The sequence below is a fragment of the Nocardia sp. NPDC049190 genome (genome assembly GCF_040648115.1).
Classification (GTDB): Bacteria; Actinomycetota; Actinomycetes; order Mycobacteriales; family Mycobacteriaceae; genus Nocardia.
Window position 1 is genome coordinate 90,468 of the sequence record NZ_JBEZDE010000003.1, and the last position, 15,375, is coordinate 105,842.

Annotated in this window: 13 protein-coding genes and 1 tRNA gene; 6 read left to right on the forward strand and 8 right to left on the reverse strand. The window is 67.8% G+C overall.

The features are described 5' to 3' along the window. Positions 1 to 237 precede the first annotated feature (237 nt). Together AB0B25_RS04075 and AB0B25_RS04080 are read left to right on the forward strand one after the other, a co-directional pair. Positions 238 to 311, forward strand: a tRNA-Met gene (locus AB0B25_RS04075). Positions 312 to 893: 582 nt separating this feature from the next. Continuing rightward, positions 894 to 1,694, forward strand: coding sequence for a VOC family protein (locus tag AB0B25_RS04080; RefSeq protein WP_357174366.1), 801 nt, complete (start codon positions 894 to 896; stop codon positions 1,692 to 1,694). A gap of 60 nt (positions 1,695 to 1,754) precedes the next feature. Here AB0B25_RS04080 and AB0B25_RS04085 read toward each other — a convergent pair whose 3' ends face one another. Then, positions 1,755 to 2,426 (reverse strand): response regulator transcription factor, encoded by a 672-nt coding sequence (locus AB0B25_RS04085; RefSeq protein ID WP_357174369.1) that lies wholly within the window; start codon positions 2,424 to 2,426, stop codon positions 1,755 to 1,757. Beyond that, a complete protein-coding gene (locus AB0B25_RS04090; RefSeq protein WP_357174372.1) occupies positions 2,423 to 3,580 on the reverse strand; it encodes a histidine kinase in 1,158 nt (385 codons plus the stop codon). Before AB0B25_RS04090 ends, AB0B25_RS04085 begins: the two co-directional genes overlap by 4 nt. Positions 3,581 to 3,863: 283 nt before the next feature. Between AB0B25_RS04090 and AB0B25_RS04095 the strand changes: the two genes are divergently transcribed. Then, complete coding sequence (locus AB0B25_RS04095) at positions 3,864 to 4,811, forward strand: sterol desaturase family protein (RefSeq protein ID WP_357174375.1); 948 nt, start codon at positions 3,864 to 3,866, stop codon at positions 4,809 to 4,811. A gap of 146 nt (positions 4,812 to 4,957) precedes the next feature. Here the strand turns inward: AB0B25_RS04095 and AB0B25_RS04100 are convergent, their stop codons facing one another. Continuing rightward, on the reverse strand, positions 4,958 to 5,764 hold the full coding sequence (locus AB0B25_RS04100) for a nuclear transport factor 2 family protein (RefSeq protein ID WP_357174378.1): 807 nt from the start codon (positions 5,762 to 5,764) through the stop codon (positions 4,958 to 4,960). Between the two features lie 146 nt (positions 5,765 to 5,910). Beyond that, positions 5,911 to 6,882 carry an SDR family NAD(P)-dependent oxidoreductase gene (locus AB0B25_RS04105; protein WP_357174381.1) on the reverse strand — a complete coding sequence of 324 codons (972 nt, stop codon included), beginning with the start codon at positions 6,880 to 6,882 and terminating at the stop codon, positions 5,911 to 5,913. Positions 6,883 to 6,969: 87 nt separating this feature from the next. Between AB0B25_RS04105 and AB0B25_RS04110 the strand changes: the two genes are divergently transcribed. Then, the gene (locus tag AB0B25_RS04110) at positions 6,970 to 8,319 is read left to right on the forward strand and encodes a TIGR01777 family oxidoreductase (protein WP_357174383.1); all 1,350 of its coding nucleotides are present in this window, start codon (positions 6,970 to 6,972) and stop codon (positions 8,317 to 8,319) included. A gap of 7 nt (positions 8,320 to 8,326) precedes the next feature. Here the strand turns inward: AB0B25_RS04110 and AB0B25_RS04115 are convergent, their stop codons facing one another. The 4 genes from AB0B25_RS04115 to AB0B25_RS04130 form a co-directional block, all read right to left on the reverse strand. Beyond that, entirely contained in the window at positions 8,327 to 9,577 is a 1,251-nt protein-coding gene (locus AB0B25_RS04115; protein ID WP_357174968.1) for a cyclopropane-fatty-acyl-phospholipid synthase family protein, read from the reverse strand. Positions 9,578 to 9,609: 32 nt separating this feature from the next. Continuing rightward, positions 9,610 to 10,329 carry a DUF1365 domain-containing protein gene (locus AB0B25_RS04120; RefSeq protein ID WP_357174386.1) on the reverse strand — a complete coding sequence of 240 codons (720 nt, stop codon included), beginning with the start codon at positions 10,327 to 10,329 and terminating at the stop codon, positions 9,610 to 9,612. Then, positions 10,326 to 11,654 (reverse strand): FAD-dependent oxidoreductase, encoded by a 1,329-nt coding sequence (locus AB0B25_RS04125; protein ID WP_357174389.1) that lies wholly within the window; start codon positions 11,652 to 11,654, stop codon positions 10,326 to 10,328. The genes AB0B25_RS04120 and AB0B25_RS04125 overlap by 4 nt, the downstream gene beginning before the upstream one ends. A gap of 186 nt (positions 11,655 to 11,840) precedes the next feature. Continuing rightward, complete coding sequence (locus tag AB0B25_RS04130; protein WP_357174390.1) at positions 11,841 to 12,686, reverse strand: MerR family transcriptional regulator; 846 nt, start codon at positions 12,684 to 12,686, stop codon at positions 11,841 to 11,843. A gap of 258 nt (positions 12,687 to 12,944) precedes the next feature. On the opposite strand from AB0B25_RS04130, the gene AB0B25_RS04135 reads away from it, so the two are divergent. Both AB0B25_RS04135 and AB0B25_RS04140 read left to right on the forward strand, forming a co-directional pair. Further along, on the forward strand, positions 12,945 to 13,556 hold the full coding sequence (locus AB0B25_RS04135) for a lipocalin family protein (protein ID WP_357174392.1): 612 nt from the start codon (positions 12,945 to 12,947) through the stop codon (positions 13,554 to 13,556). Between the two features lie 178 nt (positions 13,557 to 13,734). Beyond that, positions 13,735 to 15,060 (forward strand): deoxyribodipyrimidine photo-lyase, encoded by a 1,326-nt coding sequence (locus AB0B25_RS04140; protein WP_357174395.1) that lies wholly within the window; start codon positions 13,735 to 13,737, stop codon positions 15,058 to 15,060. The last annotated feature ends 315 nt before the right edge of the window (positions 15,061 to 15,375 follow it).

Below are 15,375 nucleotides of genomic sequence, written 5' to 3' on the forward strand. Positions count from 1 at the left end.
GTGGCTGATATCACTTCGAAATAGCCTCAGCTTTTACCGTCGCACTGCTTCGGGTCCTGTCGATGTCACGGGCGCGTTGCGGCGCCGAGGCGTCGCGGCCGCGGAGATCTCGATCTCGCGACCTGTCGAACGGCCTGTCGTGTCACCGCGTTCGCTTCCTGGGAATCGACCTGAATGTGGATCTGACCTGGTGATTTGCAGACTCTGCGAACCCGTGTGTAATGTTATGTTCACCGACGCGGGGTGGAGCAGCTCGGTAGCTCGCTGGGCTCATAACCCAGAGGTCGCAGGTTCAAATCCTGTCCCCGCTACTAGCGGAAAGGCCCCCGGAGAAGTTCTCCGGGGGCCTTTCCGTTTTTATTTCTCAGTGATCGTGGGCCGTGACCTGTTCGCCCCCGCGGGGCCTCGTCGATCGCCGAAGCGGCAAATCGCATACGTGTAATTTGGTGATCGGGTGTGTCCGGGCGCGGCACTCCGAAGGGTGTCGGTGAATCTGTTCCGCATCGTCCGGTCGGATTCGAAATCGGTCGTTCGAATTCAGCGCCCATCATGGATCGGTGGCAGTGCGGAAATCTGAGCCGATCAGGCAGAGGGCCATCCCGAACTTCCGAAAAAGGTTGCGGCATAACGAGACAGCAGTTGCTCAGCTCGTCGGTGCGGATCGGATGTCGCGACATGGCGAATGGTCGGGTGTGGCGGCGGTGTAGCCGCTGTTCCGTCGATCGCGCAGCTGCGTGCCGCCGTGTCAGCAGCGATTTCGTCCAGTCGGCGGAGCTTGAAGTCCGCCGGGGTGGTCGGTCGATTCGGGGTACCCGAGCTGTGTGCTGATGATTAACTGACCGTGTGTCGGCTGTCCGGGCCGCACCTCAGCAACCATGTCAGGAGGCACTGCAATGCCCACTCGTGACAGTAGCTGGCCGCAAGGAACGCCCTGTTGGGTCGACTGTCAAGTCGACGACACCACTCGTGCCCGTGAGTTCTATGGCCGACTCTTCGGCTGGGAGATCCAAGGCCCGCCCGAAGCCGGCGGGTATCTGATGGCCATGCGCGGCGGTCGCCCTGCCGCGGGTATCGGTCCCAAACCCGAGGGCATGCCGATGCCGTCGGTCTGGACCACCTACATTGCCGCCGATAACGCCGACACGGTGGCGGAGAAGATCGCCGCCGCGGGCGGCTCGCTGATGATGGCGCCGTTCGACGTGCTGGACGTCGGGCGGATGTGCATCGCCGCCGATCCTACGGGCGCGGTGTTCGGCATCTGGGAAGCCAAAGCGCACAGCGGTGCGGGCGTCTACGACGAGCACGGCGCCTACTGCTGGAATGAGCTGCACACCGCTGACTACAAGCAGGCCCAGGAGTTCTACGCCGAGGTATTCGGCTGGCACTACACGGAGATCGGCGACGGGCAGAACTTCATCTACTCCACTTTCAGCCTGGCCACCGAAGGCGATGCCATCGGCGGCATCAACGACTCGACCAAGACCGCGGGCGACAACCCGGCTTATTGGTTGACGTGGTTCCAGGTCGACAGCACCGATGCTGCTCTCGCCGAGGCGGGCGAACTCGGCGGCACCATCATGTCGGGGCCCGACGACAGTCCCTTCGGTCGCATGGGCGTCGTCCAGGGTTCGCAAGGCGAGGTTTTCGGTGTCATCGACCCGACAACCGTCGCTGAACCACCTACCGGCTCCTGACCGATCGCGGCGGGGTGGCGAGGTCCCCACCCCGCCGTCGGCGCAGCGGAGAAATGCCGGTCACTCCGAGCGCGGCGGTTCGAACGAAACCAAGCCGTGCTGATGGGCGTACACGACCGCGTGGATGCGGTCGCGGACGTCGAGTTTGGCCAGGATGTGTGAGACGTGGGTTTTCACCGTTTCCTCACCGACGCCGAGTTGCGTGGCGATCTCGGCATTGCTGCGCGCATCGGCGAGCAGCAGCAGCACCTCCAGTTCGCGGGCAGTGAGCTGTTCGATCTCCGGTGGCGTCCGCGGCGGCGCGAGACTGCTCGCGAAGCGCGAGATCAGCCGGCGGGTCATCGCGGGGTCGATCAGCGCGTCGCCGCGGGCCGCGATGCGGATGGCGGCGACGAGTTCCTCCGGCGAGAGACTCTTCAACAGGAAGCCACTCGCGCCCGCTTGCAACGCGCGGTACAGATTGGCGTCGCTGTCGTAGGTGGTGAGCACCAAGACATGGGTGCCGCCCGCGGCGGCGATCGCGGCGGTGGCGGCCAGCCCGTCCAGCTTCGGCATCCGGACGTCGAGGATCGCGACGTCCGGTCGCAGTCGCGCGGTCTCGGCGATGGCGGTGCGCCCATCGCTCACCTCGGCGATGCAGTCCAGGTCGACCTGACTGTCGACGACGGCGCGAAGACCGGAGCGAAACATGCTGTGGTCGTCGGCGAGCAGGACGCGGATGGGGGAGTTCACGATCCTCCGATCGGCAGGGTAACCGTAGTATGCCAGTGGGTTTCGTCGCGCCCGTAGTCCAGCTCGCCGTCGAACAGCTCGGCGCGTCGACGGATTCCGGCGAGTCCGCGCGGCGCCGAGGGCTCGGCGCCGGCCGGTTGCCGGGCGAGCGGGTTGGTCGCGCGCAGCATCACCCGCTTCGGCAGGTGCTGCACCTCGAGTCGCGCGTGCGTGCCGTCGCCATGGCGCAGCGCGTTGGTCAGCATCTCCTGCACGATGCGGTACAGCGTGATGTTCAACGATTCCGGCAGTTCGACGGCGGCGCCACGTACCAGGAGTTCGACGTCCAGCCCGGCGGCACGCACATGATCGATCAACCCGTCGATCTCGGCGAGACCGGGCTGGCGCTGCCCTTCGTCGTCGTGTCCGTGTAAGAGATCGAGCTGGCGGCGCAGATCCACCATCGCCGCCCTGCTGCTGGATTCCACCGCCGCCAGTGACCGGACGGCGGTGGCATTCGCGTCCGCACCCAGGGCCAGCCGCGCCGCGCCCGCGTGGATGCCGATCGCGCTGACGTGATGGGAGATCCCGTCATGCAGGTCCCGTGCGATCGCGGCCCGCTCCTCGGTGACGGCGCGCTCCAACGCGACGCGGTGCTCCTGGTGACGCAGCTGGGCGCGCTGTTCGAGATCGGCGATGTAGGCGCCGCGTGCGGCGGTGTAGCGGCCGACGAGCCACGGCACACACCCCGCGGACACGGTCGAGGCGAGCAGCAACCGCCAGTCGTGTGCCGCGGTGCTGTCGGTGCACAGATGCGCGAACGCGACACCGCCGCACAGGGCGAGCACGGTCAGCACGGACTTCGGTCCGTTCAGCCATGCGCCGGCGCGGTATCCGGCCACCAGGAAGCCGACGTCGGCGAATCGCGCAGGTAATCCGTGCCGGTGCAGCACCAGCGCGGCCAGCAACCGAACAAGGACGTGGATCACGGCAACCACGGCGGCGGTCCGCGGCGGCGCGGCCAGCGCGAGGTCCGCGGCGACGATCGCGACCATGGCCGTGACGGTCTGCCACGGAGCCACCGCGAATACGCCACTCAGGCCGAGCACGACGGTATCGACCAGTGCGGCCACCACGGCGACCACCACGGACTGCCGAGCCAGTGATCTGCTCACATCCAACAGTTCGTCACCGCCTCCCTCTCGTCGCAGTGCGCGAGGTTCGCGGGCGAACCCAGCGAGTGGACCGCGCCACCGCATACGCGGACTGATAACCGCGGACCGGATAACCGCGGACCGGATAACCGCGGACCGGATAACCGCGGACCGATAACTCTGCCTTCGACACCGGGGGCCCGCGTCCCCCGTGCGAGGGATGCGGGATCACTCGTCGGCGCGATGTTCGCGCAGGCCCGGGCCCGTAGCGTCGAATCAGACGGTAGACGATGAAGGAGATTTCATGGGCCGTGTGGAGTTGTTGAGCTATGCCGTCCCGGCGTTCGCGGTACTCATGCTGGTGGAGTGGATCGCCTACCGCCGCGATCCCGACCGATCCGACAACGGCGGATCGGCCCGCGACACCGCGTCCAATGTGGCGACGTTCACGCTGGGCAGACTCGCGAAGCCGCTGATGCAGTACCTCGTTCCGTTCTCGGCGGTTTTGGGCGCCGCGGCGCTCACGCCGTGGCACCTCTCGCCGCGATCATGGTGGGTCTGGGTACTCGGACTGGTCGTGACCGACTTCTGCTACTACTGGGCGCATCGTGCCGACCATCGGGTCCGCCTGATGTGGACCGCGCATAGCGTGCACCACTCCAGTGAGCACTTCAATCTCTCCACCGCGATCCGACTGTCCTGGCTGCATCCGGTCGCCAATATCTTGCGCGGGTTGGCGTGGGTCCCCGCGGCGCTGCTCGGCTTCCCGGCGTGGATGATCTTCCTGCTGCAGAGTATCGGCCTGCTCTACCAGTTCCCGATTCACACCCAGCGCGTCAAGACGCTGCCGGGTCCGATCGAGTTCCTGTTCAACACCCCGGCGCACCACCGCGTCCATCATGGATCGAATCTCCCCTACATCGACAAGAACTACGGCGGTGTGTTCATCATCTGGGATCGTATGTTCGGCAGCTTCGCCGCGGAATCCGAGCCGATCCGCTACGGACTCACCAAGAACATCGGCACCCACAATCCGTTGAAGGTCAACTACTACGAACTGGCCGCCCTGATCCGCGACGTGCGGGGCGCGACTACCTGGCGTGGGCGTCTCGGGTACGTGTTCGGTCCGCCCGGCTGGACCGAACACCCGACGCCGACGGGGCTCGCGCCCGTCGCGGCGTCCGAGGCTGCCTCGGTCTCCTCGTCCGCCGCGGCGATGGAACAGGCCGAATCCGTGCGGCTGATGTCCTGATCGGTCGCAATAATCCATCGACCGCGCCGCGCAGTCGCGCAGGTCGGCGGGAACTCGTTCACCGAGCCGGACACCTCGCGTCGTGTCCGGCTATCACTCGATCGGATGGGGTCGCCGGGGCGGGAGTCTCCTGGGGCGGGGTGCGGTCACACCACGTCGAGATAGAACCGGAGGGTCGCGATGCGGGCAGCTCCGGCGGCGAACTCGGCGACTGCGACGCCGTGCGTGTCGTCGAGTCGGATGCTCGCGGTGACGGTACGTCCGGCGGCGATCACCTTGTCCCAACGCATGTTCCGCGCCCGGTTGGTGAATTCCTCCACCGAGACCGGTGTTCCGGCAGGCAGCTCGACCACCGCCCGCGGGCCGAGCAGGCCGCGCACCCGGGGCAGATCCGTGCTCGCCGCGGCGGTGAACACCCGAGCCGTCCTGCGCTTCCCGGTGCGTCCGACGCCACCGAGCGCCCGCATCATTCCGATCATCCCGCCGAAGCCCAGATTGGCGATCAGCTGCGGCCCCAGTCTCAGCGCGGCGCCGAGTCCGGGGAGTCCGGTGCGCAGCAGTTGCCAGATCATTCCGGCCAGCTCCCAGTGCGCGGCGAGGTGGGCGATCTTCCAGCCGCCGTCCTCCTCCACGAGGCGATAGCGCAGGTGCATCGGCACCATCACGGTGGCGCCGGTCGACATCGTGGTGACGATGGTGAGGTCGCGCACTACCGTCGGCGGATGCACGAGGTCGCGTTCGACCCGGAACGCGATGGTATTCGGTCCGATGAAGGTGTCGTAGAAGCGCGCGATGGCGCTGCGGCCGATGTGCGGGCGGGAGCCGACCGGGTCGTGGACCTCGGCATTCGCGCCGAACAGTTCGACCCAGGCGGCCTTGTCGTGTGCGGCGACCGCGCGCGGCGAGGCCTCGACGGCGGTCAGCAGCGTCGCGGCCGAGGGATCCAGGGGCATCCGGTGCCTCCGTTCTGGCGGGTGATGACTCGACATCATGGTAGAACATGTTCTAATTTCGGTGTGCCCTCACCACGCAGGAATGGCATCGGTAGGGAGTTCGGCGACTGTCCCGACGTTCGGAAGGCGTAACTCCCGCTCATGGTCTAACTGTCATCCAGGCCCACCGCCCGGCGGCAGTACGCCCAGAGCCGGCTGGCCTGTTCGTCGGAGTATTCGGTGCGGCGCAGATAGTGCTCGGGCCTGGGACGTCGGTCGTGCCAGAAGCGGCCGGAAGGTGGCGTGGGATCGGTGGCCGCGAGCCAGACGGCAGTGTCTGCGCCCATGGCCGGGCTGCGTAACAGCGGGCCGGTGAGCCGGTGGAAACCGGGTAGCGCGGTGGCGATGCCGGGGGTGTCCACCCAGCCGGGATGCATACTGTGCACGGAGATGCCCTGGGGTGCATAGTGTTCGGCGAGCAGCGGCGTCAACGCGACTTGCATCCGTTTGGTGCGCGCGTAGGCGGTCGCGCCGCGATAGTTCCCGTCCCGGAATTCCGGGTCGTCGACGGCGAGCGGCGCGGTGTACATTCCGCCCGAGGCCACGAAGATCACCCTGGGATCGGCGGCCGTGCTCAGCTGGCGCGTCAGTAGGTCGGTGAGCAGCAGTGGTCCGAGTACATGGGTCGCGAGCGTCAACTCGTGCCCGCCGGCGGTCTCGGTGCGCTCGGCGGGCAGTACCCCCGCGTTGTGGATGAGCACGTTCAGGCTGCGGTCGCCGAGCGCTGCCGCACACTGGGTGACCGAATCGGTGTCGGACAGATCGCAGAGCGTCACGGTCACGTCGGCGTTCGGGTCGGCGGTGCGAATGTCCCGGCACGCCTGCTCGCCGCGCTCGCGGTTGCGGACGCCGAGAAGCACCGTGCCGCCGAGCCCGGCGAGGGCGGCGGCGACGGACTTGCCGATGCCGGAGTTCGCGCCGGTCACCAGGGCGGTGCGCCCGCGCATGGCATCGGGACGAGGGTCGTCCGGTGGCCATCGAGCGTGGCGCAGATGAAACCCGAGGCGGCTGTATCCGGGAGCGATCGTCCGGTCGAGCAGATATTCGAGGCGCGGAGATGCATCGTTAATTGACGACATCTGTCAATTCTCCTCGCAGTGGCTCGGATTTGCCATTAAACGATGCATAAACGTTGCACCTATCGTTTGCGGGGCTACAGTCGAATGATGGGCATCGAGATTTCGAGCGTCATCGATCTTCCTCGGTCCGAGGTGTTCGCCTGGTATGCCCGCCCCGGGGCGCTCACCCGCCTCGCCCCGCCCTGGCAGCCGGTGTCACCGCGCGTCGAAGCTGATTCACTGTCCGACGGACAGGCTGTGCTCGGTCTGCCGGGTGGGCTGCGCTGGGTGGCCCGGCACGATCCCCGCAAGTACGACCCACCGTGTCGATTCGTCGACGCGGTCACCGTGGACGGCCTCGGCTCGTTACCCGCCGGCCTACTGCCCTGGCGGCATACGCACGATTTCGAGGTCGTCGACGAGACGCATACCCGGGTCGTGGACCGGGTCGACGCGCCGGTCCCCTCCGCGGTGCTGCGGCCCATGTTCGCGTACCGCCATCGACAACTTGCCGATGATCTGGCGGCCCACGCGCGGGCGACGCGGCGCGGCTTCGTAGCGAAGACCATCGCGGTGACGGGCGCGTCGGGCGTGGTGGGCTCGGCGCTGACCGCGTTTCTGACCACCGGTGGGCACACTGTGCTCAAGTTGGTCCGCCACCTGCCGCGCGCTGCGGACGAAAGGCGATGGGACACCGAAGATCCCGCGCCCGACCTGCTGGATGGCGTAGACGCGGTCCTACACTTGGCCGGCGCGTCGATCGCGGGCCGGTTCACCGAGCGGCACAAACGCGCCGTTGCCGACAGCCGGATCGAACCGACGCGCAAGCTTGCCGAGATCGCCGCGCGGGCGGCGGTGCCGGTTTTCGTCAGTGCTTCCGCGATCGGCTACTACGGCGCCGACCGCGGTGACGAGACGCTGGGGGAGCATGCGTCGTGCGGTGCCGGGTTCCTCGCGGACGTGGTCGAGAGGTGGGAAGCCGCGGCACGCGGCGCCACCGAGTCCGGTGTCCGGGTGGTGCGGGTGCGTACCGGGATCGTGCAGTCGCCGCGTGGCGGCACGCTGCGGTTGCTGCGCCCGTTGTTCACCGCGGGGCTGGGCGGACGCATCGGCGACGGTCGGCAATGGCTGTCCTGGATCGGCATAGACGACTTGGTCGACGTCTACCACCGTGCGCTGTGGGACATCGACCTGTCCGGTCCGATCAATGCTGTTGCCCCGCAGCCGGTTCGCAATGCCGAGTACACCAGGGTCCTGGCCCGAGTGCTGCATCGGCCCGCGGTGCTTCCGGTGCCCGCCTTCGGCCCCGCGCTGCTGCTCGGCGCCGAGGGCAACCGGGAACTGGCCTCCGCCAGTCAGCGCGTGATCCCGGCACGGCTGGTGCAGCGCGGTCATCGATTCCGCACGCCCGCACTGGAACCGGCGCTGCGGCATCTGCTCGGGAAGGAGGCGGGGTGACTGGCCCTCAGTTCGCTCCGGCCCTGGTGAGCAGGATGTGGTGCACATCGAGATAGCCGCACCGGAAGCCGGCCTCCGCGTGCGCCAGATACAGCTGCCACATCCGTCGGAAGAGCGAATCGAAGCCGAGTGCGGCGACCTGGTCGGCGTGGCTGTTGAACCGCTGCTGCCACAGCCGCAGAGTGTGCGCGTAGTGCTCGCCCATCGACAGTTCCTCGCGCACGACGAGTCCGGTGCTTCGGGCGACCACGTCACGCAACAGTCGGGTGGACGGAAGGAACCCCCCGGGGAAAATGTATTTCTGTACCCAGGTGTAGGTATGCCGGGTGGCCAGCATCCGATGGTGCGGCATGGTGATCGCCTGCAGGACCGCCCGGCCGTCCGGCGCGAGTACGCGGTCGATGGTCTGGAAGAAGGTGTCCAGGTAGTCGTAGCCGACGGCCTCGATCATCTCGACCGAGACCACCGCGTCGAATTCCCCCTCGACACTGCGGTAGTCGAGCAGATCGATGGTCACCTGGTCGACTCGGCCCGCCGCCGTGATCCGGTCCAGCGCCAGTGCCCGTTGTTCGGTGGACAGCGTCACCGACCGCACCACTGCGCCGCGCTCCGCCGCCCGCAACGCCAACTCACCCCAGCCTGTGCCGATTTCGAGCAACCGGGTGCCGGGTCCGACCTTCGCGCGATCCAGGATCCGGTCGATCTTGGCGCGCTGGGCCGCGGCGAGGTCGGCCCAGCGGGGTGGCGGCTCGGTGGCGGGAAACAATGCGCTGGAGTAGCTCAGCGTCTCGTCGAGGAACAGTTCGAACAGCGTGTTGGACAGGTCGTAGTGGCGTGCGATGTTCCCGCGGGTGTTCGACTCGCTGTTGCGTTCGGCCACCGGATGCCTCGCGACGTAGAGGCGACGCAGTGTGCGCAGCGGCGCGGGGACGAGGGTCTCGACCGACGCGGCGAACACGGTCAACGTCGCGGCCGGATCAGGCGCCGACCAGTCGCCCGCCATATAGGACTCACCGAACCCGATCAGACCGCCGGTGCCGAGCCGGGCGGCGAAATCCGCCGGACGGTGCAGGATCATCCGGGGCGCGTCCCGGTCTGCCGGATTCCGACCGAGTACCGTGCCGTCCGGGTACTCCACCCGGATCGGGAGCGTGCGTACGGCCTTGCGGAACAGTCGGTCCGCCACAACGGCTGCGACGCGCGCGCGGAGGCCGGCGGGCGTCCGCTCGACATCGGGCCACGCCGTGGGCGCCCGCATCGCGGAGTCCAACGGGACCGGAATATCGATACTCACCGCGAAGACTCCTCGTTCCGGGTGGGGCGGGGGATGACGGGCAGGCCGCGCGCCCACAGACGGATGCCCTGCCAGCGAATGAGCGCCGCGACCGCGAGAGGAGCGAGTGGCGCCGACACTGCCGCGCGCAGCACTGTACGGACGGTGGCGGGGTAGCAACGCCCGGTCATCGCGGCGGCGAAGATCGGACGGCCGTCGGTGAGTGCGATCGACACGGACAGCCGATCGTTCGGCTCGGGCAGCCGCATCCGGTAGGACCCGCGCACCGGGTTGAACGGCGAGACATAGAAGTGCTTGCCGGTAGTCGCTCTGCCCTGCTCGTCCGGCCGTACGAGATAGCAGTGCCGCCCACCGTATGTGTTGTGCACCTCCGCGATGACGCAGAGCGGTTCGCCCGCATGATCGCGACACCAGAACAGTGTGAGGGGGTTGAATACATAACCGAGCACCCGTGCGTTGGTGAGCATGCGCACCGTACCGCCGCGCAGGTCGATGCCGTGCGTGGCGAGGAAATCATCCACGTTCTCGCGCAGCGTGTTTCGCGGGTCGCCCAGGTGGTCGGCGGCGCGGAATCCGGCCAACGGCCGTAGCAAGTGGGGCAGCCGGGGCAGGTCGTCGAGGTCGACCAGCCAGCCATAGCTGCGATAGCGGAATTCATGGCGCACTGGGGCAAGCCGCACATGCCGGATGCGGGTGCGGACAATCTGCGCGGTCATGTCGTCAGCACCTGCGCCGCGGTGGGAGCGCCCCAGCGCGCGCCGAGCCGCGCCGCGGCGCGCAGGCCCGAGGCGGCGCCGTCCTCGTGGAAACCCCAGCCATGGTAAGCCCCGGCGAATGCCACCCGCGGACTGCCGATTTCGCGAAGGCGCCGCTGAGCGTCAACCGACTCGGGGGTGTAGGTGGGGTGTTCGTACACCATGCGGTCCAGCACGGCAACTCGATCGACGCGGTCGTGATCACCGAGTGTGACGATGAACCGGCGGTCACCGGTGCGGTGGAGTCGCTGCAGGCGGGTGAGGTCATAACTGACCAGCACGCGGTCCACCGCCGCAGTGCACGAGGGCAGTCGATAGTTCCACGACGCCTGGGCGCGCGGCGCGTTCGGCAGCACCGAACTGTCGGTGTGCAGGACGGCGTGGTTCACCGAGTACGGCATCGCGGTCAGGATTTCGCGTTCGGCCCGAGTCGGTTCGGCCAGCAGGCGCAGCGCCTGGGCGGGATGGGTGGCGATCACCACGGCGTCGAATACCTGTACTTCGTCGGCGTCGTCGCGGATGACGACCGCATCGACCAGCCGATGCACGGCGCGAACGGGGGTCGCGACCAGCACGTGGTCCAGTCGATTCGCGATGGCGTGAACATAGGTTGCCGAGCCACCGGTTACGGTCCGCCACGTCGGCGAGCCGGACACGGTCAACATCCCATGATGGTCCAAGAACGTCAGCAGGTACCGGGCCGGATAACGCAGCGCCGTCCTCGGATCGCAGGACCATACCGCCGCCACCAGCGGGGTCAGGAAGTGTGCGACGAAGTAGTCGGAGAAGCCGGCTGCGCGGACGAATTCGCCGAGGGTGCGCTCGGAGTCGCCGCCGGAATCCAATTCCGCGCGGGCCAGTCGGTGCCAGCGCGGCACCTCGGCGAGCAAGCGCAGATAGCGGCCGCGGACCAGCGAGCGCGGCGAGGCGAACAGTCCGCCGAGGCCGCGTGCGCCCGCGTACTGCAGGCCGCAGCCGTCGCAGCGGACCGACATGCTCATGTCGGAGTCCTGGGTGGCGATACCCAGCTCGCCGAACAGCCGCAGCAAGGTGGGATAAGTGCGGTCGTTGTGCACGATGAATCCGGTGTCCAGACCGACGATTTCGCCATTGTCCGCGGTGACGCGATGGGTGTCGGCATGCCCGCCGAGCCGGGAGTCGGCCTCGTAGAGGGTTACCTCGGCGGACGCGGCGAGCACCCAGGCGGCGGTCAGTCCTGCCACGCCGCTGCCGATCACCGCCACGCGACGGATGGCTGTCGTGTCCCACTCGGTGTGCTCGATCATTGCGCTCCTCCGAACTGCTACTACTGCTGCCATCCCTCCCAACGGCAACGATGCATCAATTATGCATCGTTTCATATCAGACGTGCACCGGGGGTGGAAACCGCTCGGTGGGCGGGGCGCATCGGAGGGCCGGGATCCCACGTCTACGGCGTGCAACGCCGTCCGGCCGGGAACAGTGGGACGTGGTCAGGCGAGCCGGTCGGCGGCGTCGAGGAGGCTCTCGACGTGGTCGACGTCGTCGGGAAGGAACACTGCCTCCCACCCGGGTCCACCGACGAGGACCTGGGCGCCCGCGTCGAGGCAGGTGCGCACCGCGGAGGTCAGCGCGGTGGATTCCTGCTGCGACCACAGCAGTACCGCGGCAGGGCGGTCGAACCGGGTCAGCGTGTCGGCCAGCGCGCTGCTGGGTACGTCGGCGCCGAGCATCTGCGCTGCGACGCCGCGTTCGGCCAAGGCCGCGCGCAAGACCTCCAACGGAAGCGAATGCGTCTCGCCGCTGGTGCAGGCCAGGACCACCGGTGTCGGACTCGGCAGGTCCGGCGGAGGATTCGTGCGATGCATCACCGAGATGACGCACCAGGACAGCAGATGCTCGATATCGATGCATCCCTCGCCGCCGAGTTGGCGGCCGACCAGGTCGGCGAAGGCGGGGCGGCACAGCAGGTCCCAGGTGTCCACCACGCCGAATGCCCGGACGTGCGCCGCGAGTTGATTCGACACCGACCTCGTATCCAGCGCGAAGGCCGCGGCCAGCAGCGACACGTGCTCGCCGCGGGTCGGCACGGGTCCACGCACCGCCGCCGCGGCGCCCGCCGGACTCGCGCCCTCGCCGATCAGGGTCCGCATGCGCTCGAGCACGGCGATGTCGGCCTCGGTGTACAGCCGATGCTTGCCCGGTCGCAGCTGTGGCGGTCCGATGTTGTAGCGACGGTTCCAACTGCGCAAGGTCGCGGTGGGAATACCGAGACGTTCGGCTACCGCGCGCACCGTATATCCGGCCGCATCGGATACGGAAGCGGAACCGGAGGGCATCGGCCCATTCTGCCTGTCCCGGTCGATCGGATCTTGTCCGCCCGGGTGGCTCGTCGCCGCGGTGGGGCCGCGGGGCCGGCTCACCTCGTCCGGGTCGCGGCGAATGCGGCGGCGCACAGCAGCCCCCCACTGACGGTCGCGGCACCGGCTTCGGTGGACGTCGTGGCCATGGTTTCTCCTCGCATCCGAACAATCTGCATCAATAATGCATCGTTATATGCTAGCGTAGTGCGCATCGCCGATTGACGAGGAGTTTGCGTGACCTGTCGCCGAATGCCACGCTCGTCCACCAGCCGTCTTGCCGGGATAGTCTCCGCGGTCGCGATGATGACTTTCGTGGCCGGCGGGGCCACCGCGTCGGCCGCGCCCACCCCAGTGCCTCGACTCGATCTGGATAGGTACCTGGGCACCTGGCATCAGCTCGCCGCCATCCCGCAGTACTTCAATCTGGTCTGCGCCCGCGATACACAGGCGAATTACTCGCGCGACCCGCAGGGCAATATCGCGGTGCGCAACTCATGCACCACGTGGGCGAACACCCCCAACGACATCACCGGTACCGCGACATCCAACGACCCGGAGACCGGGGCCCAACTACACGTCAGCTTCCCCGGGGTGCCGACCCAGGACCGCCTGAACGGCCCGACGAACTACATCGTCACCGCGCTCGGACCGGAGTACTCCTGGGCGCTGGTCACCGACCCGAGTGGCTTGTCCGGGTTTGTCCTCGCCCGAGCGGTCGCGTTGGACAACGCTGACTGGCAGCAGGTGCGTGCTTCGATCGTCGCCGCGGGCCAGAACCCGTGCCTGTATCTGACCTCGCCCGTCACGGGCGGTGAGTCGGCCATCGTGCCGTTGTGCATCAGATGAGTCGAGTGTTCGGCGTCCGCGAGGGCCGCGTCGTCGGCGGAATGGCTGAGCCGCCCGATCCCGCCCCGGCGCGACCCTCACGGATGCCGAACACCTCCGACACGTCGGTCGGGCCCCACACCTTTCGACCAGGAGTGCGCACAATGAACAGGTGGTACCACGGCCGGGGCGATGGCCGATGACCGTCACGATCGCTCTGTTCACCCGCGACCTTCGGGTCCGCGACAACCCGGTACTCACCGCCGCCCACCGGGAAGGTGCCGCGGTCGTCCCGCTGTTCGTCCTCGATGACGCCATCCTGTCCGGCGGATTCGCCGCACCGAACCGGGCGCATTTCCTGGTGGCGACTCTCGCCGAATTGGACGCCGAACTGCGGGCCATCGGCGGAAAGTTGGTGCTGCGCCGCGGCGATGTCGCCGCCGAGGTCGACCGGGTGGCGGCCGAGGTGGGTGCCGCGAGCGTGCACATCGCCGCGGACGTCAGCGGTTACAGCACGCGGCGCGAACGTGCGCTGCGTGAACGTCTGGCGCTACGTGACTGCCTGGTGCACACGCACGCCACCACGATCACCGTCGCGGATCCGGCGGTGCTCGTGCCCGCCACCGGGCGCGACCACTTCGCCGTGTTCACCCCCTACTTCCGACGCTGGTGTGCGGCGCATCGGCGTACGCCGTTCGGCAAGCCGCGCGAGCTCACGGTACCCACGGCAGCGAGTCTGCCGCTGCCGGACGCGGCCGCGCTGTGCTCGGGCCCGCCGTCGCCCCAGCTCGACGTCGGCGGCGAGACGACCGGTCGAAAGATGATGCGGGAGTGGCTGTCCGGGCCGATCGCGGATTATGAGCGCCGCAGCGACGACCTCGCTGTCGACGCGACCTCACGGCTGTCGCCGTATCTGCACTTCGGGTGCGTATCCCCAGGGGAACTGGTCCATCGTGTCGATATGTTCACCGCGGGCGGGCAAGCGTTCGCCAGGCAGCTGGCATGGCGCGACTTCCACCACCAGCTGTTGGCCGCTCGCCCCGCGGCCGCGTGGTCGGACTACCGCGCCCGCTCGATCCATTGGCGGCACGATCCGCAGGCCGTCGTCGCGTGGCGCGACGGCCGCACCGGACACCCGATCGTCGATGCCGGGATGCGCCAGCTGCGCGCGCAGGGCTGGATGCCGGGCCGGGCCCGGCTGATCACCGCCAGCTTCCTGGCCAAGTCGCTGCGGGTGGACTGGCGGATCGGTGCGGAGCATTTCCTGCACTGGCTCGTCGACGCGGACCTGGCGAACAACCAGCTCAATTGGCAGTGGGTCGCGGGAACCGGAACCGACACCAGACCGAATCGGGTACTCAACCCGCTGCGCCAAGCCGAGCGCTTCGACCCGAACGGCGAGTATGTGCGGCGCTGGATTCCGGAACTGGCCCATCTTCCCGGCGCCCGGATACACCGGCCGTGGCGAGAGAATATCGACCCGGCCGACTATCCCGCGCCGATTGTCGACTGCGTCGGCATGTAGAGCCGCGAACTCTCCTGCGCCGCTGTGGCAATAGGGCGTGTGCGACTCGTCGGCGTCGTCTGTCGCCTGAAGGGTCTCGGCTCGGTATTCGCACAGTCGTTCCGAATTGTCAAGCGTCGCAGACAATTCAGCTGATACCCAGTTCAGGTCGGGGGGTCTTCGGCGGAGAGGTACTCGCGAAATCCGCATGCGGTATGCCACTGATAGCCATCGCGCACCGAATCGAAATGCGGTGTGTGCTTGGCGAATCCTGGTCGACCGAGTTTGAATCGATAGATCGTGGATTTGCATATCCGAGGAAAGGGGCCTGTGATG

What these genes read in the sequence shown, in the direction of transcription:
- AB0B25_RS04080 (WP_357174366.1), top strand. Translation starts at nt 894, where the DNA reads ATGCCCACTCGTGACAGTAGCTGGCCGCAAGGAACGCCCTGTTGGGTC.
- AB0B25_RS04095 (WP_357174375.1), top strand. Translation starts at nt 3,864, where the DNA reads ATGGGCCGTGTGGAGTTGTTGAGCTATGCCGTCCCGGCGTTCGCGGTA.
- AB0B25_RS04100 (WP_357174378.1), bottom strand. Translation starts at nt 5,764, where the DNA reads ATGCCCCTGGATCCCTCGGCCGCGACGCTGCTGACCGCCGTCGAGGCC.
- AB0B25_RS04105 (WP_357174381.1), bottom strand. Translation starts at nt 6,882, where the DNA reads ATGTCGTCAATTAACGATGCATCTCCGCGCCTCGAATATCTGCTCGAC.
- AB0B25_RS04110 (WP_357174383.1), top strand. Translation starts at nt 6,970, where the DNA reads ATGGGCATCGAGATTTCGAGCGTCATCGATCTTCCTCGGTCCGAGGTG.
- AB0B25_RS04115 (WP_357174968.1), bottom strand. Translation starts at nt 9,577, where the DNA reads ATGCGGGCGCCCACGGCGTGGCCCGATGTCGAGCGGACGCCCGCCGGC.
- AB0B25_RS04120 (WP_357174386.1), bottom strand. Translation starts at nt 10,329, where the DNA reads ATGACCGCGCAGATTGTCCGCACCCGCATCCGGCATGTGCGGCTTGCC.
- AB0B25_RS04125 (WP_357174389.1), bottom strand. Translation starts at nt 11,654, where the DNA reads ATGATCGAGCACACCGAGTGGGACACGACAGCCATCCGTCGCGTGGCG.
- AB0B25_RS04130 (WP_357174390.1), bottom strand. Translation starts at nt 12,686, where the DNA reads ATGCCCTCCGGTTCCGCTTCCGTATCCGATGCGGCCGGATATACGGTG.
- AB0B25_RS04140 (WP_357174395.1), top strand. Translation starts at nt 13,735, where the DNA reads ATGACCGTCACGATCGCTCTGTTCACCCGCGACCTTCGGGTCCGCGAC.